We start from the raw sequence: 24663 nt of genomic DNA, 5'->3' as shown, positions 1-24663 counted from the left end.
CATGCCTGTTCCGGTTGTGCCCACCCTCACCGCGCCTGCGGCCCCCTCTTCCGGGAGTTCCGAAGAGGTTGCGCCGGCCATTGCCGTGCGCGACCTGACCCTGGCCTACGGGTCCTTCGTGCTCATGCGGGGGCTGACTTTTGACATCCGCCGGGGTGATATCTTCATCATCATGGGCGGCAGCGGCTGCGGCAAGAGCACGCTGCTCAAGGTGCTGGTGGGGCTCAAGTCGCCTGCCACCGGAACAGTCCTCTACCATGGCGAAAGCCTGTGGGAGGCTCCGGAGCCGCGGCGGGAGGCGCTTTTGCGGCGAACCGGGGTGCTCTATCAGAGCGGCGCGCTCTGGAGTTCCATGACCCTGGCCCAGAATGTGGCCTTGCCGCTGGAGCAGTACACGCCACTTTCGGCCGCGGAAATTCGCGAGCTGGCGGAATTCAAGCTCTCCCTGGTGGGGCTGGCCGGGTTTGGCGATTTTTATCCCTCTGAAATCAGCGGCGGCATGCGCAAACGGGCCGGTCTGGCCCGGGCCATGGCGCTTGATCCGGAAATTCTGTACTTTGATGAGCCGTCGGCAGGGCTGGACCCGGTGAGCGCCCATTTGCTGGATGAACTGATCCTGGAACTGCGGGAAACCCTCGGCAGCACCATTGTCATCGTCACCCACGAGCTGGCCAGTATCTTTGCCATTGGCACAAATTCAGTATTTCTGGATGCGGAGACGAGAACCATGACCGCACACGGCGACCCCAACGAGCTGTTGCGCACGACCACCGATCCCCGGCTGCGGCAGTTCCTGACCCGCGGCCAGGAAGGTGGCACCCCCCGGGAGGCGGCAGCATGAGCGGCAAAGCGAGCAAGACGCTCATCGGCGTGTTCGTGCTGGGCGCAGTGGCCCTGCTGGTGGCAGCGGTGCTCCTGTTCGGCTCGGGCAAGCTGTTCTCCACCACGCGAACCTATATCTTGTATTTCGATCGTTCTGTCGCCGGCTTGTCCGTGGGCTCGGCGGTTACCTTCCGCGGTGTCAAAATCGGCAGCGTCAAGGACATCCGCCTGGAAATCGATCCCCAGACCCTGGATTTCAGCATCCCGGTGCTGGTGGAAATCATGCCCGAGCAGATTGGCATCAAGCAGCTGGCCGACGACGACCTGCCGGATCTGAAATATGATGAAGCCCTTGCCCGACTCATTGAGAAAGGCCTTCGCGCCGTGCTGCAGCAGCAGAGTTTCGTCACCGGGCAGTTGACCATCACCCTGGACTATCATCCGGAAAAGCCGGCCGTGTTCCGCGGGGATGGCAATGTGGCCGAAATTCCCACGGTGCCCTCGACCATTGAGGAAATTGCCAATACCCTGGAAAAGCTACCCTTGAATGAACTGGTCAGCTCCATCACCGGCGCGGTGAAGGGCATTCAGGAGTTCTTCCAGTCCCCGCGCATGAAGGAACTGCCCGAGCATGCCGCAGACATGCTGGCCGAGGCCAAGGCCTTGATGCAGGATGTGCGGGCCAAGGTGGATCCCATCACCAGCCAGATGAACGCCACGCTCGTGAGCTATGGCGAGCTGGCCAAACGGGTGGACGATCAGGTGGATCCCCTGGCCGGCAACATGGCCAAGACCCTGGATGCCTATCGCCAGCTGGCTGCAGAGGCCGGCAAGGGGTTGCGGCCGCTGGAAGGTGCGCTTACCCAGGCCCACGATTCCCTGGCCAAGATGGAGCAGGTGGTGGACCCGCGCTCCCCGACCATGGACGAGTTGCGGCGCACCCTGCAGGAAATCTCGGGCATGGCCAAATCCATCAAGCAGCTGGCGGATTATCTGGAACGTCACCCCGAAGCGCTGCTGCGAGGCAAATGATGAAAACACGTTTGAGCTTGCGCCAACACCTCGGGCGCGCGGTGCGCTGGTGCGGCTGCCTGGCGGCACTGGTGGTGGTTGCCGGCTGTGGCCTGGGCAAAAGCGAGCCATCGCGCTTTTATATTCTGGAACCCGAGGCCGCGCCTGCCGTCACGCCCGACACGGCGGCTGCCGCCATCACGGGGGGGCTGGCCGATGCGGCGGCCAGCCCCGGCTGTCTGACCCTGGGCGTGGGCCCGGTGACCCTGCCGGGGTATCTGGATCGCGAACAGATGGTGACCCGCGAGGATGACCACAGTGTGGACGTGGCCGAGTTCGATCGCTGGGCTGAACCCCTGGACCGGGCCTTTGCCAGAACCCTGGCCGCCAACCTCGCGGCCCGGCTGGGCCAGGCATCATCAGCCCGGCGTTGTGTCCGCCCGGTGGTGTCCTACCCGTTCCCCCAGGGCGCGTTGCCGGATTTGCAGGTGACCATGCAGCTGTTCCGCCATGATTGCCAGCCAGGCAAGGATTGCGTGCTGGACGCGGCCTGGGTGGTGCTGGATGCGCGGGGCGTGGTGCAGGCTTCGGGTGCCGGGCGGTACGTGCAGCCTCTGCCCGAAACGTCCTATGCCGCCATGGCCTCGGCCCTGAGCCGGCTGAACACCCTGTGCGCGGACGAGGTGGCTGCCGCGGTGCGTCAGGCCGCATTGCCTGACAGGTAGCTCGTTGCCCTTCTGCACTGTGCCGGCAATTGCGGCTGCAGTTGTCTCGGGCATCTCTTCTTTCGGTGAGTGCTTCGCCTGCCGGCAGCCCGTCACGGGCAGGAGTCTGCGTAGACCCGATCCCGCCCGCGGTGTTTGGCTTCATACAGGGCCGCGTCGGCGCGCTGGAGCAGGCTGTCCGGTGTGTCCTGCGGGCACAGGGTGGCCACGCCGGCGCTGATGGTCTGTTCCCTGCCGGACGCATGGGGCAGGGCCTTGAGGGTGGCGCGCAGGCGCTCGGCCAGCTGCAGGGCCATGTCTTGCGCGGTTTCCGGGCACACCACCAGAAATTCCTCGCCACCCCAGCGACCCACGGCATCCGAGGCGCGCACGGCGTCCTGCGCTGCATGGGCCATGGCCACCAGGACCTTGTCCCCGGTCTGGTGGCCGAGGTCGTCATTCACCTGCTTGAAATGGTCGATATCCAGCAGGATGATGGACAGCGGCCGCTCATAGCGGGCAGCCCGCTGGTATTCCTTTAAAAAGAGCTCATCAATGCGCATGCGGTTGGCCAGGCCGGTGAGCATGTCCGTCTGGGAGAGCCGTTCCAGCTGGGCATTGAGCCGTCTGAGCCGGCGGTTCCAGTAGACCACCACCCCCAGCAAGGCCATGGCGGCCAGAACCACCTTGACCACCAGACTCTTGTCCACGGCGGTCTGCACGTTGATGGACACGTGCCTGTTGACGATTTGCCCCCGTTCCTGCGGGGTGATGGTCTGCACGGCCTTGTTCAGGATGTCCCGCAGCATGGGTTCGCTGCGGAGCACGCCAATGCGCAGGGCATTGGAATACCGTGGCAGCTGGCCGGAGATTTTCAGGTTGAACCAGCCATCCTTCTTGATGGTGTACGCTGCAACGATGAGGGACCGCATGGTCAGGTCTGCCTTGCGCTCGGAAACCATGGCCAAGGCCTTGTCTTCGCTCTCCACCAGCACCACGCGCAGGTTGGGGTACTCTTCCCGGATACGCTCCTCAATGGAAGTGCCCTCTGGCAGCACAATGGTTTCATTGGACAGGCTGGCCGGGTCGGCGATGAATTCGTGCTCCTCCCGGGTGATGAAGACATTGGAGTCCGTGAAGAGGGGCTCGGTAAAGAGAAGCCAGCGATCACGCGAGGCTGTTTTGTTGAGAAAACTCAGGAGGGTGCATTGGCCCTGCCTGGAGGCCTCCAGGGAGGCTTCCCAGTCCGGGGTGGGCACCAGCTGCAGGGGCAAGCCGAGCCGGCGGGAGACAAGCAACAACAAATCTGCGGCAATGCCGGCATGGTGCCCTTGTTCGTCGATGCGTTCAAAAGGCGCCCAGTCCGGGTCCACGCACAAGGTGACGGGCCCCAGCTGGTCCAGATAGCGCCGCTCCTCCTGGCTGAGGGTCAGGGCCGCAGGCTGCGCCGGAGCCGAAGGAGCAGATTGCGCATGCAGGGTGGCGGTGCCGGCCAGCATCGGCCAAAACCACACCACCACGAACCAGGCCAGGCAGAAGCGCCTGAAAGGATGCCCAGTGGCATGGAGAAGGGCGAAACGCACCTGCAATCGATAGGGCATGCTCGTGTGGGTGCCGGTTGAAAGGCCGCCTGGGGGGGTGGAACATTTTGGGAAGAATATTCTTCTCCCATCAAAAACATATCCGGATCAATATGTTTTGACAACCAGTCACCCCACTTGTGCCTGCCTTACAGCTCGCCGGAGTTGTCCATCACCGCCTTGGGCTCCAGCAGGGCTTCCAGGCCAAAGGGGCCGTACTCCCGGCCAATGCCTGATTGTTTGAAGCCGCCAAAAGGCGCCCTGGGCTCGTTGCTTTCTGCCCGGTTGATGAGCACCCGGCCGGCCTTCAGGCGCAGGGCCAGCTGCCGCGCCCGGGGGAGGTTGGTGCTGCTGATATAGGCCGCCAGGCCGTACATGGTGCCATTGGCAATTTCGATGGCCTCCTCCTCGGAATCATAGGCCATAAGACAGAGAACCGGCCCGAAGATCTCCTCCTGAGCAATGGTCATCTTCGGTGTGACCTGCTCAAAAACCGTGGGTTTGACAAAGTGCCCGTGCTCCAGACCCTCCGGATGCCCCGGACCGCCGATAAGCAGCTTGGCGCCTTCATCAATGCCCAGATGGATGTAGCCCTGGACGCGGTCGTACTGGGCCTGATTCACGAGAGGCCCAATGGTGGTGGCTGGCTCCCAGGGATCACCCACCACCACGGCCGCGACTTCGGCGGCCAGGCGGGTTCTGATCTCCTCCAGCCGGAACCGGGGCACCAGCAGCCGGGAGCCCGCCACGCAGGCCTGGCCACTGTTGGCAAAGGCAATCCGCACGGCCAGCGGAATGGCTTTGTCCAGATTGGCGTCGTCCAGCAGCACATTGGCCGACTTGCCGCCCAGCTCCAGGGTCAACCGCTTGAGTGTGGCGGCAGCGCGCGCGTGAATCAGCCTGCCCACGCGGGTGGACCCGGTAAAGGAAATGAAGGCGATGTCAGGATGGCCGGTAATGGCTTCGCCCACCACCTCGCCCGTGCCATGAATCACATTGACCACCCCGGGCGGCAGCCCTGCGGCATGGAAGCAATCCAGCAGCACATCTGTTTGCAGGGCGCTGAGTTCACTGGGCTTGATGACCACGGTGCAGCCTGCGGCAATGGCCGTGGCGAGTTTGCTGCAAAGCAGGGTGTAGTTGGCGTTCCAGGGGGTGATGATGCCGGCCACGCCCAGGGGCTCCATGAGCACCGTGGCCTTGCCGAGGCGGCGTTCAAAGGCAAACGAGTCCAGGGTTTCGGCGGCCAGCAGGAAGTTGTTGGCGGCAGATCTGGCCCGGGCCGTGGTGTCTTTGATGGGTGCGCCGTATTCGACCATGGCGGCCTGGATCAGGTGGTGCTCACGGGCCTGCACGGCTGCATGCAACCGCTGCAGCAGGGCCTGACGCTCGGCCACGCTGGAGCGGGAAAAGTCAGGAAACGCCGCCTTGGCCGCAGCCACGGCGCGGTGCACGTCTTCGGCGTCGCCCAGGCGGATGCGGGCGATGGGGGCCTTGGTGGCGGGATTTATCTGAACATGTTCGGCGTCCCCGTGCGGGGTGACAAAGTCGCCGTTGATGTAAATGCGCTCAATGCGTGTCATTGCGACCTCCTGAACCGAATGCGGGCGCAACCATTTGGAGTGCGCCCGCAACCGGATGAGGTCTTTTCCTTAGTCCATTGCCCAGTAAGGAGCAAGAGCCGGCGCCGCACCGGGCGTTTCCGGAGATGATGGCTCGAATCCGTCGCATGGCGCACATGGCCGCAAGGCGACCGCGCCTTGGGGATGGCTGAAGGCAATGCCGACCGGGGTGGAAACCAAGTACGTTTTGGAATGCTTCTTGATATTTTCATCAATTATCGTTATGTATTCCGGATGAAGCATCCACCCTTGGAGTTGGATTTGTTGCGGGCTTTTGTGGCGGTGGCCGAAGCGGGCAGCTTCACGGCCGCGGCGGAGGTGCTTGCCCGCACCCAGTCTGCCGTAAGCCAACAGGTGGCCCGGCTGGAAAGCGCGTTGGCGCGACGGGTGTTCGAGCGGACCAGCCGGACCATGTCTCTGACCCCGGAAGGGGAGGTGCTGCTGGGCTATGCCCGCCGGCTCATTGCCCTCAGCGACGAAGCCGTGTGCCGGATAACCGCGACGGAGCTGCAGGGCGTGCTCCGGCTGGGGGTATGCGAAGACATCATCCCTCGCCAGTTGCCGCGCTTGCTGGCGCGCTTTGGGGCGCATCATCCCGGCGTTTCCCTGCAGCTGTTTACCGATCTGAGTACCGGGCTCAAGGCCCGGCTGGCCGCCGGCGGGTTGGATCTGGCCATTGCCAAGCGCGATGGCGACAACGTCCAGGGCGGCCGGGTCATCTGGCGGGAACCCATGGTCTGGTTCGCGGCCGCGCAGTTTCAGCTGACGCCGGACGCCGAATTGCCGCTGGTGTTGCTGCCACCGCCATGCTCGTATCGAGCCATGGCCCTGGAAGCCTTGCAGCAAGCCGGACGGGCCAGCCGCATTGCCTGCACCTGCCATAGCCTCATGGGGTTGCAGGCGGCTGTGGCCGGAGGCCTGGGCGTGTCTATTCTCGGCCGCTCCTTTGTGCAGGAGGGGCTGCGGGAATTGCCGCCCGGCCTGTTGCCGGAATTGCCGCAAACTGAATTCGCCATATTTGGAGAAGAGGGCGCCAGGGTACCTGCCGCGGCGCCATTGGTGGCCTTTCTGCTGGAAGAACTCAACGCAGGGAGCTGCGGTCCTGGCTAAGGCGCACACTGCACGGCGTCTGCCTGGCGAGTGTTCCGCGCTGCGCATGCAGGGGCAGGACGCGGCGGAAGGGGATCAGTCGTTGGGAAGCTCAGTGCCGTTACCCGCCGTCGGGCCCATTCCCTGCCGCATGGTCTGATGCTGGAGCAGGGTTTCGATGTCCGGGATTTCCAGGGATGGATCCAGTTCGTGCGCCAGATGGAAATCCTGGGCCGCCTGAGTGTTGTTGCCGACCAGAGACAGCGCGAATCCCCGGTTGTAATGCAAGGTGGCATTATATGGGTGCAGGGAGAGGGCATGGCTGTAATCCGCGGCAGCCAGCAGGTATTGTTCGCGTTCCTTCCAGATGTCCCCACGGGCGGCGTAGGCCGGGAACAGCGAGGGGTTTTGGACGATGGCGTTGGTAAAGTCGTTGACGGCCTGTTCATAGCCGCCCAACGCGTACCAGGCCCGACCGCGGAAGTAGTAGGTCAGCGCCAGATTGGTGGGACCCAGCTTGTCGGATTCGATGGCCTTGGTCATGAATTTGATGCCGATCTCATTGCCCACGGCGAGCACGGCTTCCAGCAACGGCGTGACGACAAAACGCGGGTCCAGCCGGCTGGCGTCGGCAAAGTCCTCCATGGCCTTGGTGGCGTCGCCGTCCAGGGCATACAGCAATCCGCGGACGAAATAGGCCTTGGGATTTTCAGGAGAAAGGGCCACCGCCTTGTGCAGGTCATCCATGGCGCCGGCCAGGTCGCCCTTGTCCTTTTTGACCTGCCCTCGCTTGACCATGGCTTCGGCAAAGGAAGGGTTTTTGGCCAGCGCTTCGTCCAAGTCAGCAAGGGCCTTGGCAAATTCCTTTTTATGATACCAGGCATTGCCGCGATTGTAATAGGCAATGGGCTGATAGGAGGCGCTGAGCTTGCCGGAGTCCAGGGCCTTGGTCAGCAATTCAATGCCCTTGTCGTATTCGCCTTGCTCCAGGGCCTTGTACCCTGCGGCGGCATCCTGGGTGGGGCCGGCCAGGGCAGGGCAGGGGCAAAGCCAGCACCCGAACAGGATCAGCGCCAGACAACGGAAAAAGGGCATGGTCGCGCGCCTTGATTGCAAGTGGGCAAAAATGATGCCTTCTCTTGTACACCGAGACGATGCGGATGGAAAGAGGCGGGGCGCCAAACGAAACGCGCACGATGCGCCCCGGTTTGAGGCCGGGGCGCATCGTGCGCGAGCAATATCCGAAGCCGGGCGGAATTATTTGGAGGCGGCGTTTTCAAAGGCCTGGGCGAACCGGGCCCGCAGGTCGGCCGGGAGGTCCTCCCATTTGACCGAAGCAGGATCAACATTTTTTTCCGCCGCGTACATTTCAATCCACGATTGTTTGATTCTCCCGGCAATCCACTCGTTCCACTTTTCCTTCTGGGATTGCGCCGTATCAGCGGCCAACACGGAAGACTGGGCAAAGAACACTATCCCTAGGGACAAGATCACAGCGCTCAAAAGGGCATGCCATTTAGAAGCCATGTTATTACTCCTGGAGTGATCCGTTCTGGCTAGCTATCCGTACCAAGCAGCGTAGCGACGTCACGATTGTAGGCACTGTTTGATGGGTCATACTCGGGGAACAGTGAGTAGAACGTGGCCTGGTAGTTGGTGGGCAAATCGTAAAAATCTACGGTCCCCCCAGCGCAAGCATTCAGGGTTTCAGTACTGTTGCCGGAGTATGCGGCGCAATAAGATGCTATCAAAGAAGAAATAGTGTCTCGAGCCGCTTTGTTGCGGGCGGCCTCTTCTTCAACGCTCAGCCCTGAGGGTGACACGTAATGGTTGTCCGCCCATTCCTTTTCGCGATCAGCCTGCGCCTGCTGTTCCTCGAACATGACATCGCCCATGGTATCCAGGAGCGTTTGCAGATTGGCGCGCTGTGCTTCCTGGATGGCCTCGCGGCGGGCCTGACGCCCAAAGTCAAGCTGCTGGGCGGTGGCGGTCCACGCGTCAATGCTCAATACATAAAGACAGCCGAGCCCTAACAAGGCCAAAAGTCGCTTCACATTGCCGGCCATGCTCCTTCCTCCTGCAATGCGCGCCCCGCGGGGCGGCGCGTGTTCTCGGCCAATGGCGGCCGCGGCGAACCGTATTCGCCAGACAGGCGCTGCCATTGGCAACGCCGCTATCCAGCCCTGAAGCATGCGACAGCGCACGCCTCTTTCTTATCCTGGGCTCACTTTATCTGGTGCGATGACTGTTGTCAACTGCATCTGCACTTTATTTTGTCTCTTGTGTAAAGAATCATCAGAAATATATCCAGGAGGAGCGCCGTAGTGTTTTCCAAGTCTGATTTGCACGAATATCCTGTGCGGTGAGAGCGCGTACTTTTGCAGCAAAATTGTATCAAAATAGTGCAGCTTGCAGTCTAAAAAAACTCTAGAAAACCATTCTGCATTGCATTTGTAGTGATCCGGAGACTGCCGGTACACGCGAGTAAAGTCAGGCGGGGGTGTTTGGGGACATGCCGCATCTGTCCCGGCAGCTGTAATGGAGGATATGAGGGCAGCCTGGCTGTGTCACACTGTGGCCATAAAACAAGGCGGGGCCCTGCCCCGCCTTGTTGCGGCATCTCGTCTGGCTGGTTCAGCTCCCGTACTTGCTCGCGCTGACCACCGGGCAGGCTGCCTCCACCATGACCTGATGGAGCACGGCGTCGTGCCAGTCCTCTTCCGTGTCGAACCGGCTGCCGTGATGGGCCATGACGATCAGACCGGCCTCCAGGCGGGTGGCCTTGGCCAGGATGGCCCTGGCCGCCTCGCCTTCGACGATGGAGGTGCTGCAGGGTACACCGTCGGCCTTATCAAGATATTTTTTGCGAAGGGCCTCGTCCACTTCGGCATCGTCCAGGCCGACATGCAGGATGTGGATGGCCGCCCCGCAAGTCTTGGCAAAGGCCTTGGCAAAGGCGAAGGCGCGGTCGCTGTAGGACGAGAGATCCGTGGCGAAAAGGATGGTCTTCACATCGGCCAACGCCCCTGGAATGGGCGCGTTGACGATCAGCACCGGAGGCTTGGCGGCCTTGGCCACCCGCAACACCGTGGAGCCGGGGAAGTCCTTTTTGACCTTGGCGGCTTCCAGCTCGTCGTGGGTGGAGCCGCCCATGACGATCAGGTCCACCTGCTCGTCGCGGGCGATACGCAGGATTTCGCGGTGCGGGTACCCCACGGTGGTCTCGATGCGGCAGGTGGCGCAGCCTTCGAGGTCGCTGGCATAGTATTCGCGAACGGCGGTATCGACCTTACGCTTGTATTCGTCGGTCAGCGTCACGTCCTCGCCGGTTTTCAAGTCGGCGAAGTACTGGCTGTAGGCCCTGGTGGGGGTAGCGAAGTCGTTGAAGATGAGCAGGTCGGCCTGGGTGCGTTTGGCCAGGGTAAAGGCCACGCGGGCCGCATCGTCGCAGGCGGGCGAAGCCGAGGTGGCGAATAGAATCTTCTTGAACAGGCTGGTCATGGGGGGCTCCTTGGGAAAGAATGGAACGACGGGATCAGGGCGGCGCGGGTTGCCCCGATGCGGACTTTTTCATACAATCAGAATACAATAGGTATGAATTTTGGGCCAGTGAAAAATGCGATTTGATGTTCGAGCCTTGCACAATGAAAACGGGACGCCGGCATAGCCTGGCGTCCCGTTGCATCGGTTCAGGGAAGCATGGCGGGGCCTATGCTTCTTCTTCCATCTCCTCTTCCTCTTGTGGCTTGAGGTGCTCGGGGATGATGGCCGAGTGCACCACAAGGGGCTTGAGGAAGGACCAGCGGATGCCGATCTGGTAGTGTTCTTCCAGGTCGCGGATGGCGTCCCAGCAGTTGTGGCAGGGGGCGATGACCAGCTTGGCGCCCGTGGCCAGGATCTGATCCCGCTTGGTCTGCAGGGCGTAGTTGCGCTCGTTGCGGTACAGGCCGATGCCGTTGAAGCCGCCGCCACCGCCGCAGCAGTAGTTGTGCTCCAGCTCGGGCTCCATGGGCCGGTAGTAGCCCGGCTCGGCCAGGTAGCTCATGACCTCGCGCACGGCCTTCTTGATGCCGTGGTTGCGCACGTAGTTGCAGGAGTCCTGAATGGTGAAGGGCTCCTTGATACGCTTGGCGGGGTCGATTTTGATCTTGCCCAGCCGCAGGGCCTCGGCCAGCCATTCCACGTAATGCTGGCAGGGCACGGGCGGCAGGCCGTCTTCACGACCGGCCCAGTAGGGGCCTTCGATGACCGTGGCGCGGTGGGCGTGGCCGCATTCGGTGCCGACCATGCGCTTGGGCTTGAGCCGTTCCATGGCGTCGTAGACTTCCTTGACCTGCATGGTGCAGGCTTCCCAGTCCCCGGCGAACATGGAGAGGGAGGTCTGCTCCCAGCCCTTGGAGGGCACGGTCCAGTCCTCGCCGGCGATGTGGAAGAGGATGGCCATTTCGGCAATGTCTTCCGGGTAGTGCTTGGGCTCGCGGGCGTTGCAGGTGTACATGATGTCCGCACCCTCTTTGTCCACCGGGATTTCGATGAGCGGGTACTCTTCCTGCTGTTCCTCGGCCATCCACTCGCAGGTTTCGACCCAGTCTTCCTCGGTGACGTTCATCTGGGCGCGATAGACGCGGTGCATGCCGGAGCCGATCTTCAGTTCCCACGGCACAAAGCCCTGGGAGAAGAGCAGGCCGCGCAGGTAGCTGAACATGACGCCCATGTCGATGCCATGGGGGCAGTAGGTGCCGCAGCGGTTGCAGCAGGTGCACTTGGCCCAGGCGGTGTACATGCAGTGCTGCATGAACTTGTTGTCCACCTTGCCATTGCGGCGCACGATTTCGCCCAGGGTGGACTGGATCTTGTATGCGGGGACCTGCTTGGGATCGCGGTTATGAATGCGATACAGAAAGCAGCTTTCCGCGCACATGCCACACTTGGCGCAGATGTTCAGCCAGGTGCGCAGGCGGGATTTGAGGGTTTTCTGGAGCGTGGCGGCCAGTTTGTCGGCATCCACGTCCAGTTCCTGCATTTCAGCATAGTATTTTTTGCCGCCGGTGTCGGCGAGGAGCTCTTTGAGCTCCTCTTCGTTCTGCACCGGCAAGGCCCGACACAACGTTCCTTGAGGCATGTTGCGATTCCTCCTCGAAGTTCGAGCTTACCAGGCGAATTTTGTGCCCTTCAAACCGCCGCGCTTGATGCCGAAGTCCATGCCCAGCTGACCGCGGGACATGAAGAACAGCACGAAATGCGAGAGCTTGGTGAACGGGATGGCAATGAGCATGACTTCGCCGCAGAAGATGTGAGCATTCAACCAGAACTGGTAGTCACCGGTATGGGTGCTGGCAAGCACGCCGGTGATGAAAGGCGCGATGGTGATGGCCAGCACCATCACGTCCTGCCAGTTGGTCAGGATGCGCACTTCGGGGAGGGCGATGCGCCGCAGGATCAGGAATCCGGCGGAGATGAAGAACATGAAGATCAGGAAGTCCACCACGCTCTGCGGCAGGGCCAGGGGGCTGATCCACAGCCACTGGTCCATGAGCGTCACGTGTGCCGGAGCAAACAGGGGAATGCCCACAATGGCAAAATGGAAGAAGAAGGTGGCAATGGTCATGGCCGGCTTGGCGCGCCAGGTGTGCGCGCCAAAGGGGATCAGAAAGGCGATGATCGACCGGGCGGCATGCTTGAGGCCATGCTCCAGGTGCGCCTTGTAAGCCACGCGATCGAGCTTCTGATCCAGGCCGCGGATGTACCACACCACACGCCAGATGCAGCCGCCGATGAAGATGGCCAGGGTCAGGTACAGCATGGGGCCGGTGAGAAAATCATACATGGCAGCGGCTCCTTAGTATTTACGGATGGGCTTCTCACGTGCAGTCAGGAAGCGCCAGAAGATGAGCGCGCCGATGGCGATCACGCCCATGAGGATGTAGACGTTGCCCTTGCTGTGCACGATGAAGTCGTGCAGGGTATGGAACGTACTGGATTCCATGATAATTCCCCTTTAATGGCCGCCGCCGTGGGCAGGCTCGGCCGCTTCTTCGTGTTCGTCGTAGTCGGGGTGCGTGTAGAGGATGGGCATCCGGTTGGCGATCAGCCGGAAGACCAGCACATGCAGCCCGAGGATGAAGGCAGTGACCACGATTTCCCAGAAGTGCGGGAAGTAGCGCTGGTCGGCCGGAAGCTGCCAGTTGAAGGCGATCTGGGAGACGTTCAGGCGGTTGAGCACGATGCCCAGGATGGTCCACACGGCCGCCACCTTGACGAAGGTGGCGTTCTGCTCGCGGTAGCCGAGGGCGTAGCAGATGGCCGGCAGGAAGACGAAGCCGACCACTTCCACCAGGAACCAGGCGCCGTAGCCGGTGCCGAGGTATTCCCAGTTGTTGTCCGCAGCCACGCCGATCCACTTGATGAAGAAGTAGCCCATGAGCACGAAGGCGGCTGCCTTGGCAAAGCCGAACATGACGCCGTCGTGTTCCTCAAGGGTGATCTTGTCCATCTTGGCGTGCATGTACTTGTGCGAGAGCATGCCTTCGAAGATGACCACGGACAGGCCCGCGCAGATGGCCGAGATGAAGAAGTACACCGGCAGGTACGTGGAATACCACAGCGGATGCACCTTGGACGGCGCGATGAGGAAGAGCGCACCCAGGGAGCTCTGGTGCAGGGTGGAGAGCACCACACCGAAGATGGTCAGCACGATGGTCAGGCTGTGTACCGTGTTGCGCAGTTTTTTCAGGCCCAGCCATTCCAGGGCGGCGGGGCAGAATTCGATGAAGAGCACTGTCAGGTACAGGAACACGCACAGACCCACTTCGAACAGCAGGGAGCTGGTGCCCTGGGACCAGAACAGGGGGTAGGGCAGGCGGTAGGGCCGGCCGACGTCGTAGTTCAGGGCAAAGACCACCAGGGCGTAGCCGATGAAGGCCGTCAGGATGGCCGGGCGCACGGCAGAGTGGAACTTCTTGAACCCGAAGACGTAGCAGGCCGCGGAGGTGACAAACCCGCCGGCAGCCAGGGCGACGCCGCAGAGCAGGTCGATGGAGATCCAGATGCCCCAGGGGTTGTTGTCGTCCAGGTTGGTCACCGTGCCCAGGCCGAAGGTGAACCGCAGCAGGGTGGCCAGGCCGCCCATGATGAGCAGGGTGGCCATGACCGGATGCTGGCGGGCGGCCTCAAGGATTTTCTCCTTGGTGGTCAGTTCCCTGGCAAGACCGGTGAGGCCGTCTTTGGTCAGGTATTTGGGGTCCACGGTAAAGGTGGACACATCAGGCTTGTGGTCGGACATTAGTCGCCCTCCTTCTGGTCGCCTTCGGACGGTTGCTGCGCGGCGGCTTCCATTTCGGCCACCTTGGCTTTCACCGCGTCGTCCACGGCTTTCTTGATCTCGGCGTCCATTTTCTTCTGCGCGGCGGCTTCGGCCTTCTTCAGTTCATCCTGCAGCCTGGCGTTGGCGGCGTCCTGCGTTTCCTGTTTGGCCGCGGCCACTGCCTCGGCCTGTTCCTTTTTCACGGCCCGGTCACGCATGGTGTTGATGCCGTAGAGGCCGCCCAGGAGCACCGGCCAGAGGCCGACGACGATGGGCACTGCAGCCAGGGCGCCGGAGGTCAGTTCAGGCGCGGAGGTGGTGCCCAGGTGCTCGTTGAGGTTGAGCTGCTCGAAGGGAATGGGGGAAATGACCATCCAGGCCGTGCCGCCCATTTCGGTCTCGCCGTACACGTGTTCCACGTACTTGCCGGGGTTGCTGCGGATGCGTTCCCAGGCCAGCCGCAGCACTTCCTCGCGCTTGCCAAAGAGCATGGCTTCCTTGGGGCAGGCTTCCACGCAGCCGGGGAGCAGGCCTTGCTGCAGCCGGGGATGGCAGAAGGTGCACTTCTGGACCTTGGGAACCAGGGCGGAATCGTACTCGTAGGTGGGCACGTAGAAGGGGCAGGCGACCATGCAATACCGGCACCCCACGCAAAGGCTGGCGTCGTAGGTGACGGAGCCGTCGGGGTTCTTGGTGAAGGCCTTGACGAAGCAGCTGGAGGCGCAAGCCGGCTCGTTGCAGTGGTTGCACTGGAACTTGTGGAAGGTCAGCCCTTCCGGTGCGGCCGGGTTGGCGTACTGGTTGATCACCGTGTAGGTTTTGGCGTCGGTGCGGCGGTGGTCCTGCAGCACGGTGAGGTCGTTGAAGGGTTTTTCGGGCTCGGGCATGTGGTTGACCTTGTTGCAGGCCTCTTCGCATTTGCGGCACCCGATGCAGCGGGTGGCGTCGAAGACCACGCCATAGCTGTCCTTGTAGCCAGTAAAGTGCTTATTGCCGGCGGCCTGCGCAGCGGCGGGGGCCAGGCTTGCACCAAGCCCGGCCGCGCCCACGAGGCCGAGGAACGAACGTCGTTTCATGAGCTCCTCTCTTTTGGGATGCGCCGCTTAGGAGTTTTTGGGCTTGTGACAACCCTGGCAGTCCGTGGCCTTGGGCTTGACCTGCATCTCCTGGTGGCAGCCGATGCACTGATTATGGAACGCGCCCTTGAGACCAGGCTGGTTGGCGGTGCGTTCCTGGAACGGCTTGGAGTGGCAGGAGGCGCACTTGGGCGGATTCAGCGAGGGCTGGGCGTTGTGATGGCATCCGGCGCACATGGTCAGCGCATCCGCATGGAAGTGGGCGGCCATGGGGCTCTTGGCGGCTTCTTCCACCAGTTTCTGGTAGATTTTGCGATGCGGGAATTCCGCGGCCTGCCATTCGTCATCCGGGCCATTGAGGTAGTTCAGGGTGAGCTTCTCGGGCACATTTTCCAGCGGCACGGTTTTGGGAGCCTGATCCTTGGCAGCCAGAATCTTGGCGGCCGTGGCTTCACGTTCCTGCTTGTCGAGCTGCTGGGTGCCGGAGGTGGGGAAGCCCGCTTCGTGGCACTGCACGCAGGACTTCTGGGAAAGCTCGGTCTGCTTCATGGGGGCATGGCAGCCGGCGCATTCCTTGCGGGTGTTGGCCTGGGTGGTGTGGCAGCCCACGCAGGAGGAGGTCACTCCCAGCTGATGCGAAGCCTGGGCGGTGGTGACGAAGCTGCCATCCTTGCTGCCGGTGGTGGTGTGGCAGGCCACGCCGCAGGCAGCCAGGGAACCGCCGGTGTCCGTGGGATGGTGGCAGGTGACGCAATTGCCCACAAAGCCTTCATGGGCCTTGTGGTCAAAGGCCACGGGGCCGGGGCCGGCCGAAGCCCAGTTGACGTCCAGCGTGCCATTGGCCGTGGCCGTGCCGGCAGCCAGCAGAATGGCGTCGGACTGGCCGCGCATGAGGCGGGGCGTTTCCGGCGTCTTCTTCCACTTGGCCTGGGCCTCGGCGGTGTGGCAGTCGGCGCAGAGCACGGGGCCGCTTTCCGGCTGGGACTTGCGGGTGGTCAGGTGACAGTTCACGCAGGACTCATGGGAGGCGTCGCGCGTGGAGGGAGCCATGCGGCCGCTGACCTCAATGGGTTCCTGCTTGTGGCAGTACACGCAGTTGCCTTCCTCGCCCTTGGCGTAGACCAGCTTTTTCTGCGCGTCGTCAAACTTGTGGTGGCAGGCCTTGCAGCTTTCTTCCTGGGGGATCTGGAGCAGCTTGGCCTCGGCCGTCACGTGGCGGCCGTGCAGATTCAGGTCAAGGGAGGGCTTGGGAGTGGCGGTGGCGCCTTCCTGGGCCGGGCCCACGTGGCAGCGCTTGCATTCAGCGGCCTTGGGGGCGTTGGGGTAGTTGGCAACCACCTTTTCATGACAGGCCACGCAGCTGGAGTGATACAGCTCGGCCGTGGCGCCCACGGACTGGGGGTCCTTGAGCCGGGCAAACTTGAACGAAAGCTTGCCTTCGTTCTCCATATGGCAGGACGTGCAGTCCTTGGCCATCTTTTCCAGCGCGGCGGTGTGCTTTGTGTGATAGAACACCACCCCCGGCTGTTCCAGCTCGCCCAGGGCGGCCGCTGTATCAATGACAATGGCATCCACCTTGGGCTCCGCCGAAAGCGCTGGAACCGGCGTGCTTGCCGTCGCCGAAATAAAGGGAACCGTCAAAAAGAGAATCGCACACGGGATTCCCACCCACCTAGCCGCTCGTTTTCGTTGCGTCATGGCCTCACATTCCTTCCTGAGTTGCACGTCGCCACTGCCGCTGGATTGACCCAACTCCGCCTCCACCACACTGAGGGAAGGCCGACCTTCCACCCATAAATCCATACCAAATCAATCTGTGATTGTCCGCATTTTATGACCCGTTTTATGGAATTCCCAGTTGGCCAGTCAAGGGAAAAATCTCACAAAGCCCGCACAGATTGGATATGATTATGGCCTAGTTGCGCGAATTCACCTCCTGCAAATGCGCCGATTATGCGGCAGGATAGTTATTTAATAATCGATAAGTCCGTCAATTCACGACCCTGCCTCGTTGCGGTTTCGTCGTAATTTCCACCACGCTGTCATGCTTTTTTTGTCGAGGCCTGAGAAAATTTGTGCTACGAACAGGCTGCACTCTTATTCACCCCGCAGGCATGGAGGCGATTCCGCATGACCAACATTCCCGCTTTGCTCGGAGACGAGGCTGACTCGCTCCTGAACCACGTCTGTAACACCATACCAAAGTCCGCGCTGCAGCTGCCCGGGCCGGATTTCGTGGATCGCATGTTCATCGATTCCGATCGTCCCATCCCGGTATTGCGAAACCTCCAGGCCCTGTATGGCGCAGGCCGGCTGGGTGGCTCGGGCTATCTGTCCATTCTGCCGGTGGACCAGGCCATCGAGCACACGGCCGGGGCCTCCTTTGCTGCCAACCCCATCTATTTTGATCCGGAAAACATCGTGAAACTGGCTGCGGAAGCCGGCTGCTCCGGCGTGGCCTCCACCCTGGGCGTGCTGGCCATGTGTGCCCGCAAGTGGGCGCACCGCATCCCTTTTATTCTCAAGATCAACCACAATGAGTTGATGACTTACCCCAACAAGCACGACCAGATTCTCTTTGCCTCCATCAAGCAGGCCTTTGAGATGGGTTGCGTGGCGGTGGGAGCCACCATCTATTTTGGACACGGCACCTCAAACAGGCAGATTCAGGAAATTGCCCGCGCCTTTGAGGAAGCCCATGCCTACGGCATGACCACCATCCTCTGGGCCTACACCCGCAACGACGCCTTCTCCACGCCGCAGCATGACTATCACGTGGCCGCGGACCTCACGGGCCAGGCCAATCATCTGGCCGCGACCATCAAGGCCGACATCGTCAAGCAGAAGCTGCCCGAGAACAACGGCGGGTTCACGGCCCTGAAGTTCGCCAAGTCCGATCCCCGGATGTACTCCGAGCTCTGCACCGATCACCCCATCGACCTGTGCCGCTACCAGGTGGCCAACACCTATATGGGCCGTATCGGGCTCATCAATTCGGGCGGCGGCTCAGGCAAGCGCGATCTGGAAGAGGCCGTGCGCACGGCGGTCATCAACAAGCGGGCCGGCGGGCAGGGGCTGATCATGGGCCGCAAGGCCTTCATGCGCCCCATGGGCGACGGCGTGGCCCTCATCCAGGCGGTGCAGAACGTGTACCTGGACAAGACCATCACCGTGGCGTGACGAGCGATTCTGCCGTTCCTGGCCGGGGAGGAGCCTGTTGCCAAGGGCTTCTCCCCACATCTTGCCTCAATAGACCATGCACCGGGTTCAGGTGCGCGTGTTCCTGCGAACGGACTGGCGCCGGCCGTATCCGGGGCGATCATCCGCGGCCCAAGGCGCGGCGGGTCAGGCCCGCCTCAATGGCGTCGAAGAGCGCCTGTTGCTCCATTGGCTTGGCAATGTAGCCATCCATGCCGGCGGCGAGAAAGGCTTCCCTGTCCCCCGGCATGGCGTAGGCGGTCATGGCGATGATGGGGATGCTGGCGTTGCCTGCCCCGGCCGCGCCGCGCCGAATGGCCTGGGTGGCTTCCACGCCGTTCATCTCGGGCATTTGCACGTCCATCAGGATCAAGTCCACCGCATCTCGCTGCAGCGTGTCCAGGGCCTGGCGCCCGTTTTCCACGGCAATCACCTCAAATCCCTCGCGCTCCAGCAACCCTGCCGCGGCAATGCGGCTGACGGCTTCGTCCTCGGCCAGCAGGATGCGCCGGCAGCGTGAGATCACCTCGTTGGGGAGGAAAGGGACATGCGCCTGTTGTGGCGTGGCCCGCCCCAGGCAGACGGAGAAATAAAAGGTGGACCCCTGCCCGACCGTACTTTCCACGCCCATATCGCCATCCATGAGCGCCACCAAGCGTTTGCAGATGGAAAGGCCCAGCCCCGCGCCCTGGTGCGCACGCTGAACCCCTTGCGCCACCTGGGAAAAAGGTTCGAATAGCTGCGTGAGGATGGATTCCGGGATGCCACAGCCCGTGTCTTCCACGGAAAAAAGTACCCGAAGCCTGCCGTCTGGCGTATCGGGCAGCAGGGCGGCATGGATATTCACCTGCCCGGTGATGGTGAACTTGAGGGCATTGCCCACCAGATTGATGAGCACCTGCTGCAGCCTGCAGGCATCGCCCCGCACCCATTGAGGCAAGGCGGGATCGGCGCTCAGGTTCAGGGCCAGGCCGTTGTGGCGGGCCGTGGGCAGGAACAGCTCGGCCACCTGTTCCATGGCCGCGGGCAGGTCGAAGGGTTCATCCAGGATGGGCAGCTTGCCAGCCTCGATTTTGGAGATGTCCAGGATGTCGGACAGGAGGCGGGTCAGCCGCCGGCCGGCGGTGATGGCCAGATCGACGTATTCGTGCTGCAGGGGAGAGAGGGCCTCGACCTGCAGCAATTGCAGCATGCCCAGGAGTCCGTTGAGCGGGGTGCGGATCTCGTGGCTCATGTTGGCCAGAAAGGCGGACTTGGCCCGACTGGCGGATTCGGCCAGCTCCCGGGCCTGGGCCAGATTGTCCAGGGCGTCGTGCAGGGCGGTGACGTCGGCCACCTGGGAGAGCAGGGAGACCACATTGCCCGAGGCATCGCGCAGCACGGAATTGTACCATTGGCAGTGAATCACCCGGCCGTCTTTGCGAAAGTTCCGGTTGTGGTGCGTGTTGCTGCTCTCCTCACCCTGGAAGAGCCGGCGCAGGGTTTCGGTCACACCAGCGAGGTCGTCAGGATGTACGAAGGGAAAGTCGGCCCAGTTCATCTCCAGCACTTCCGCAGCCGTCCAACCGAAGATTGCCTCAGCCTGTGGGCTCCAGAAGGTGATGCGCTGCCCCTGTTCCCATTCCACCACGCCCAGAGGCGAGTTTTCCACATGAAAGGATAACCGGTCCAGCGCCTGCCGCAGTTCCTGCTGGGCCTGCTTTCGCGCGGTGATGTCCAGGGACATGGACAGGATGCACTGTCTGCCCTCCCGGCCATATCGAATGGGGAGCATGGTGTTGTGGAACCACTTTTCGCCAGCGGCCACCTCCACCCGCACTTCTTCCGTATGGGGACTCTGGCTCTGCACCACCTGCCGGTACAAGTCCAGCAGCCGGGCAGCCTGTGCTGCAGGCGTGAAGTCCCGGATATTGCGGCCCAGTACGGCGTCGGGCCCCAGCCCCCCGGAAAGGTTGGCTGCGGCGTGGGCATTGACGAACAGGAAGTCACCCTCCGGCGTGATGACGGAGAGGGTCTCCCGCATGGTGTTGACGACCTGACGGTACCGGGCCTCGCTTTCGCGCAGGGCTGCTTCCGCATGCCGGCTGTGGGAGAGATTTTCAAAAATGCAATGGGTCTGGACAAAATTGCCGGTCGCGTCGCGGCGAATGCGGCCGTTGAAGGCCACGGGTAAATACGACCCGTCCTTGCAACGCATTTCGAACTCAACACCAAGCACCTCCCCCAAGGCCTTGAAGCGGGGGAAATTCTCCTGAAAATGGGCCTTCCAGTCCGGGTGGAGGAACTCGGAAAAATTCCGCCCCAGCACCTCCTCTGCGGAATATCCCAGGGTGGCGAGCCAGGTCGCGTTCACTTCGAGCAGGTTGCCGGCTTCGTCCAACGACTGGTAGCCCATGGGCGCATACTCAAAGAGCGCCTCATAGCGGGCAAGCATGCGCTCGTGCCCGGCCTGCTGTTCGGCCAGCCGGGCCTCCAGTTCGGCGATGCGGCGCCGACAGGCCGCCAGCTCGGCATCAGCTGCAGGGTGATCGACCATGAACCCCCCCATGTGGCAAGTGTCTGCGAGCGCAATATGGCATCCCATGCCTTTGGCTACAAGTATTGCCATGTGCGAGCCATGGGCGCAACGGTGACGCAGCAGCGCAATACGGTCGCTTGCTTGCATAAGCCGACAGGATAGTATATAAATCAGAAAATTGAACTCTCAGGCAGGACTGGCGAAAATCCATCTGGTCTTGCCATACCAAGGGGGGATGACGCAGCGCCGCCGCAGAACATGAGGATTCTGAACCTGGCAACTCTCAGCAGTGGGGGGCAACATGCAAGCAGCGGGGAGGCGCATGGACACACAGCCGGAAGTGCCGTGGTTTTCGCAATGGCGAAAGTTTGTGGCGCCGGAAATGGTGTTTGGCCTGGGCGCGTTGGAGATGGCCGGGCGGTTTGCGGCCAATCTTCGGGCCGGACGTGTGCTGGTGGTCAGCGACCCGGCCCTGGCGGAGATCAGCTGGGTCGAGCGGTTGCTGGCTATTCTGCGGGAAGCCGGACTGGAACCGAAGCTCTGGCTGGACGTGTCTGCCAACCCCAAAGATACCCAGGCCATGGCTGCTGCGGAATACTACCAGCAGGAAGGCTGTGATGGCATTGTGGCCCTGGGGGGCGGCAGCCCCATGGATCTGGCCAAGGCCGTGGGCATCATTTCCTCCAATCAGGCCCCGGTGTTGTCCTTTGCAGGGGTGGATAATGTGGAAAAACCCGGCCCGCCGCTCATCTGCCTGCCCACCACCGCCGGGACCGGGGCGGAGGTCTCCCAGTTCGCCATCATCACCGATACCACCAACCGGGCCAAAATCGCCATTGTGAGCAAGACGGTGATTCCGGATGTCGCCCTGCTGGACCCGGAGCTCACCTGCACCATGGGGCCGGAGCTCACGGCCTACACTGGCCTGGACGCCCTGACCCACGCCGTGGAAGCCTATGTGTCCAACGCCAGTTCGCCCCTGACGGACATGCAGGCCCTGGAGGCCATGCGCCGTATTGGCCGCTGGCTGCCCGAGGCCGTGGCCTCTGCGGCCACATCCACCCCGCATCTTGAGGCGCGTTCCGAAATGCTGCTGGCCAGCCTGCAGGCGGGCATGGCCTTTTCCAATGCCATCCTTGGCGCGGTGCACGCCATGGCCCATAGCCTGGGCGGCTACCTGGACCTGCCCCACGGGCTGTGCAATGCGTTGCTGCTGGACCACGTGATCGAGTACAATTTTTCCGGCGCCCGGGAACGCTACCGCGCTGTGGGGAACGCCCTGGGGGCCGCCATCGCCCCGGACGCCCCGGAGGCCGAGGCACGCGAACAGGTGGTGGCAACGGTGCGGCAGCTGAAACAGGCCGTGGGGGTGACCCAGTCCCTGGCCGATCTGGGGGTGACGGCCGAGGCCTTGGATATTCTGGCTGGCAAGGCCGCGCAGGATCCTTGCCTGTTGACCAACCCAACCCCTGCAACCGCGCAGGACCTGCGCCGCATTTTCGCTCATGCCGCCCGACTCGAATAGCCCGCCCCCTTCCCTGCGGGACAAGCTCATCGGCCTGGGTGAACGATCCATCGCCAAAAGCTATTATCCCGAGCTCAAGGAACGCGTGCGCGAACTGGAACGCTTCCGGGCTCTGATGGATACCGCCAGCGATGCCATCTTCCTGGTTGAAACGCCTTCCCTGCGCATTGTCGATGCCGTGGGGGCCTGGCGGGAAATGCTCCAGGCCGAATACGAGGTGGTGGGCCGGTCGTTTCTGGAGTTGTTTCCCGACCCCTGCCATAGCCCGCTGGCCGACCAGTTTTCCGGCATGTCTTCGGACACCACCGTGGTCTGCGCCCTCAAGCCTCCGCAGGGCAGCCTGGAAGGGGCGCTGGTGGAGATGACCATCCGCCTGACTCCGGATGGAGACCAGCGCAGCGCCGTGGTGGTGGTGCGGGATGTTACGGAGCGGGCGGTGATGGAAAAGTCGCTTTCCGCCAAGGTGCACGAACTGCAGGCCCTGCACCGCATGGGGATGGCCGTGGCGTCTTCCCTGTCCGTGGAAAGCGTCATTAAAAGTGCGTTCAGGGAAATCATGCAGACCGTAGAGCCCGATCTGTTGCTGGTGTTTCGGCGGCAGGGTGATGCATTGGGGCTTCTGGGCATCGAGACCAAGGATGTCACCGTGGACAAGCAGCACTTTGGCAGCCACATCCTTTCCGAATGCCTGTGCGGGTTTACCGCATTGCACGGGGAAGCCTTGTTTGTTTCGGACGCCCATAACGATCCCCGGTGCACCAGGGGTGAGTGCAAACATCTGGGCATCCGCTCCCTGGTCACGCTGCCCCTCCGGCTGGGGCACGAGACCCTGGGGGTGTTGGTCCTGGGCTCGCTGGAGCAGCGAGACTTTACCCCGGCCAGTGTGTTTCTGCATTCCACGGCCAATATCATGACCGGTGCGCTGCATAACGCCATGCTCCATGAGGATTTGGAGCAATCCATCAGGGAGTTGAACGAATCCCGCCAGAATTTGACCAATATCCTGGACAAGCTGCCTGTGGGCGTCATTCTCATGAGCCCGCAGCGCAAGGTGCTGCGCGTGAATGGCTATGCGCTCAACATGCTGGAGTTCGAGGAGGAAGCCAACCTGCTGGGCCGCAGCTGCCAGGAGGTGCTCTGCATTTACCAGGAGGACCAGTGCCCGATTTTCGACCTGGGCAAAGAGGCTGACCAACGGGAGTGCGACTTGCTGACTCGCAGCGGCCGGCCCATTTCAGTGCTCAAAAGTGTCCTGCCGCTGATGCTGGAGGGGCAACGGGTGTTGCTGGAAGCCTTCACCAACATCAGTGAACTCAAGGAAGCCCAGCTCGCGCTCCAGGGAGCCCATGACGAGCTGGAGGCCCGCGTGCAGCAGCGCACCCGCCAGCTGCAGGAGGCCAATGACCGGTTGCAGCAGCTCGACGAGCTCAAAAGCGCGTTTCTGACCACGGCCTCGCACGACCTGCGCACGCCGCTGACCTCCATTTACGGGTTTGCCAAGCTCATTCGTCGCGACATCCTCCGGCTGACCGCAGAAGCCGGCCGCCCCAGCCCCCGTTTTCTGCGCCGCAGTGAGGCCGTGCAAAACAATATCAACATCATATTGAATGAAAGCGAACGGCTGACCAGGCTGATCAACGATTTTCTGGATCTCTCCAAAATTGAGGAGGGGCGGTCCGAATGGGCGGATCAGCTGGTGGATCTGGGACGGCTGGTTGTGGATACGGTCAATTTCATGCGCGGGGCGTATCAGGAAAATCCGGATCTGGTGTTGACCATGCAGGCCCCCTTGGAATTGCCACTGGTGCGAGTGGACCCGGACCGTATCCAGCAGGTGCTGGTGAATCTGCTGAGCAATGCCTATAAATTCACACCCAAGGGCGAGGTCCGGGTGGAAGTGGAAATCATGCCCCAGGGAGCTCCGCCTGCCCGGGCAACGGCCCTGCGCGTGGGGGTGAAGGATACTGGAGTGGGGATCCCGCTGCAGGAACAGGATCGGGTGTTCGAGCGGTTTCATCAGGTTGCGGAAGATACCCTGCACGCCCCCAAGGGCACCGGACTGGGGCTGGCCATCTGCAAACGCATTGTGGAACACTACGATGGCCGCATCTGGGTCAGTTCCACTCCCGGCCGGGGCAGCACTTTTTTCTTTGAACTGCCCCTGCCGCCTGCAGGCGTTTCGTAAGGGCGGTGGGGCATATTCCTGCCTGCGGCA

General features: G+C 62.2%; 20 protein-coding genes. 7 read left to right on the top strand and 13 right to left on the bottom strand.

Annotation, left to right across the window (positions count from 1 at the left end):
- Window position 1 precedes the first annotated feature (1 nt).
- The 3 genes from ACYQ00_RS04870 to ACYQ00_RS04860 are packed head-to-tail and all read left to right on the top strand — an operon-like array spanning window position 2 to window position 2558.
- Window positions 2–841, top strand: a complete 840-nt coding sequence (locus ACYQ00_RS04870; protein WP_460031040.1) for an ABC transporter ATP-binding protein — start codon at window positions 2–4, stop codon at window positions 839–841.
- Complete coding sequence (locus tag ACYQ00_RS04865; RefSeq protein WP_460031039.1) at window positions 838–1854, top strand: MlaD family protein; 1017 nt, start codon at window positions 838–840, stop codon at window positions 1852–1854. Before ACYQ00_RS04870 ends, ACYQ00_RS04865 begins: the two co-directional genes overlap by 4 nt.
- 11 nt (window positions 1855–1865) lie before the next feature.
- Entirely contained in the window at window positions 1866–2558 is a 693-nt protein-coding gene (locus ACYQ00_RS04860) for a PqiC family protein (protein ID WP_460031038.1), read from the top strand.
- Between the two features lie 92 nt (window positions 2559–2650).
- On the opposite strand, the gene ACYQ00_RS04855 is transcribed toward ACYQ00_RS04860, so the two are convergent.
- Both ACYQ00_RS04855 and ACYQ00_RS04850 read right to left on the bottom strand, forming a co-directional pair.
- Window positions 2651–4138, bottom strand: coding sequence for a diguanylate cyclase (locus ACYQ00_RS04855; protein WP_460031037.1), 1488 nt, complete (start codon window positions 4136–4138; stop codon window positions 2651–2653).
- Between the two features lie 128 nt (window positions 4139–4266).
- On the bottom strand, window positions 4267–5700 hold the full coding sequence (locus ACYQ00_RS04850; RefSeq protein WP_460031036.1) for an aldehyde dehydrogenase family protein: 1434 nt from the start codon (window positions 5698–5700) through the stop codon (window positions 4267–4269).
- 288 nt (window positions 5701–5988) lie between these two features.
- On the opposite strand from ACYQ00_RS04850, the gene ACYQ00_RS04845 reads away from it, so the two are divergent.
- Window positions 5989–6849, top strand: a complete 861-nt coding sequence (locus ACYQ00_RS04845) for a LysR substrate-binding domain-containing protein (RefSeq protein ID WP_460031035.1) — start codon at window positions 5989–5991, stop codon at window positions 6847–6849.
- Between the two features lie 75 nt (window positions 6850–6924).
- Here the strand turns inward: ACYQ00_RS04845 and ACYQ00_RS04840 are convergent, their stop codons facing one another.
- The 10 genes from ACYQ00_RS04840 to hmcA all read right to left on the bottom strand — a co-directional run bounded on the left by ACYQ00_RS04840 (window position 6925) and on the right by hmcA (window position 16905).
- Window positions 6925–7923 (bottom strand): tetratricopeptide repeat protein, encoded by a 999-nt coding sequence (locus tag ACYQ00_RS04840; protein ID WP_460031034.1) that lies wholly within the window; start codon window positions 7921–7923, stop codon window positions 6925–6927.
- A 162-nt stretch (window positions 7924–8085) separates the two neighbouring features.
- Entirely contained in the window at window positions 8086–8355 is a 270-nt protein-coding gene (locus tag ACYQ00_RS04835; protein WP_460031033.1) for a hypothetical protein, read from the bottom strand.
- Between the two features lie 29 nt (window positions 8356–8384).
- Window positions 8385–8894 carry a hypothetical protein gene (locus tag ACYQ00_RS04830; protein ID WP_460031032.1) on the bottom strand — a complete coding sequence of 170 codons (510 nt, stop codon included), beginning with the start codon at window positions 8892–8894 and terminating at the stop codon, window positions 8385–8387.
- Window positions 8895–9462: 568 nt separating this feature from the next.
- Window positions 9463–10329 (bottom strand): universal stress protein, encoded by an 867-nt coding sequence (locus ACYQ00_RS04825; RefSeq protein ID WP_460031031.1) that lies wholly within the window; start codon window positions 10327–10329, stop codon window positions 9463–9465.
- A 208-nt stretch (window positions 10330–10537) separates the two neighbouring features.
- Window positions 10538–11950, bottom strand: coding sequence for a sulfate respiration complex iron-sulfur protein HmcF (hmcF, locus tag ACYQ00_RS04820; RefSeq protein WP_460031030.1), 1413 nt, complete (start codon window positions 11948–11950; stop codon window positions 10538–10540).
- A 27-nt stretch (window positions 11951–11977) separates the two neighbouring features.
- Window positions 11978–12655 carry a sulfate respiration complex protein HmcE gene (gene hmcE / locus ACYQ00_RS04815; RefSeq protein ID WP_460031029.1) on the bottom strand — a complete coding sequence of 226 codons (678 nt, stop codon included), beginning with the start codon at window positions 12653–12655 and terminating at the stop codon, window positions 11978–11980.
- Window positions 12656–12667: 12 nt separating this feature from the next.
- On the bottom strand, window positions 12668–12814 hold the full coding sequence (gene hmcD / locus ACYQ00_RS04810) for a sulfate respiration complex protein HmcD (protein ID WP_460031028.1): 147 nt from the start codon (window positions 12812–12814) through the stop codon (window positions 12668–12670).
- Window positions 12815–12826: 12 nt separating this feature from the next.
- Window positions 12827–13975: a sulfate respiration complex protein HmcC gene (hmcC, locus tag ACYQ00_RS04805; RefSeq protein WP_460031327.1), complete on the bottom strand. Its 1149-nt coding sequence runs from the start codon at window positions 13973–13975 to the stop codon at window positions 12827–12829.
- A 134-nt stretch (window positions 13976–14109) separates the two neighbouring features.
- The gene (gene hmcB, locus ACYQ00_RS04800) at window positions 14110–15207 is read right to left on the bottom strand and encodes a sulfate respiration complex iron-sulfur protein HmcB (RefSeq protein ID WP_460031027.1); all 1098 of its coding nucleotides are present in this window, start codon (window positions 15205–15207) and stop codon (window positions 14110–14112) included.
- Between the two features lie 27 nt (window positions 15208–15234).
- Window positions 15235–16905 carry a sulfate respiration complex hexadecaheme cytochrome HmcA gene (gene hmcA, locus ACYQ00_RS04795; protein ID WP_460031026.1) on the bottom strand — a complete coding sequence of 557 codons (1671 nt, stop codon included), beginning with the start codon at window positions 16903–16905 and terminating at the stop codon, window positions 15235–15237.
- Between the two features lie 432 nt (window positions 16906–17337).
- Between hmcA and ACYQ00_RS04790 the strand changes: the two genes are divergently transcribed.
- A complete protein-coding gene (locus ACYQ00_RS04790; RefSeq protein WP_460031025.1) occupies window positions 17338–18387 on the top strand; it encodes a class I fructose-bisphosphate aldolase in 1050 nt (349 codons plus the stop codon).
- 139 nt (window positions 18388–18526) lie between these two features.
- Here the strand turns inward: ACYQ00_RS04790 and ACYQ00_RS04785 are convergent, their stop codons facing one another.
- Window positions 18527–20941: a PAS domain S-box protein gene (locus ACYQ00_RS04785; RefSeq protein WP_460031024.1), complete on the bottom strand. Its 2415-nt coding sequence runs from the start codon at window positions 20939–20941 to the stop codon at window positions 18527–18529.
- A gap of 304 nt (window positions 20942–21245) precedes the next feature.
- On the opposite strand from ACYQ00_RS04785, the gene ercA reads away from it, so the two are divergent.
- Both ercA and ACYQ00_RS04775 read left to right on the top strand, forming a co-directional pair.
- Window positions 21246–22448, top strand: a complete 1203-nt coding sequence (gene ercA / locus ACYQ00_RS04780; RefSeq protein ID WP_460031023.1) for an alcohol dehydrogenase-like regulatory protein ErcA — start codon at window positions 21246–21248, stop codon at window positions 22446–22448.
- Window positions 22429–24633 (top strand): GAF domain-containing sensor histidine kinase, encoded by a 2205-nt coding sequence (locus ACYQ00_RS04775; RefSeq protein ID WP_460031022.1) that lies wholly within the window; start codon window positions 22429–22431, stop codon window positions 24631–24633. Before ercA ends, ACYQ00_RS04775 begins: the two co-directional genes overlap by 20 nt.
- Window positions 24634–24663 lie beyond the last annotated feature (30 nt).

The organism is Megalodesulfovibrio paquesii (assembly GCF_054653055.1).
Note: the sequence above shows the minus strand (reverse complement) of the source record. Positions and strands in the feature narration are given on the sequence as shown.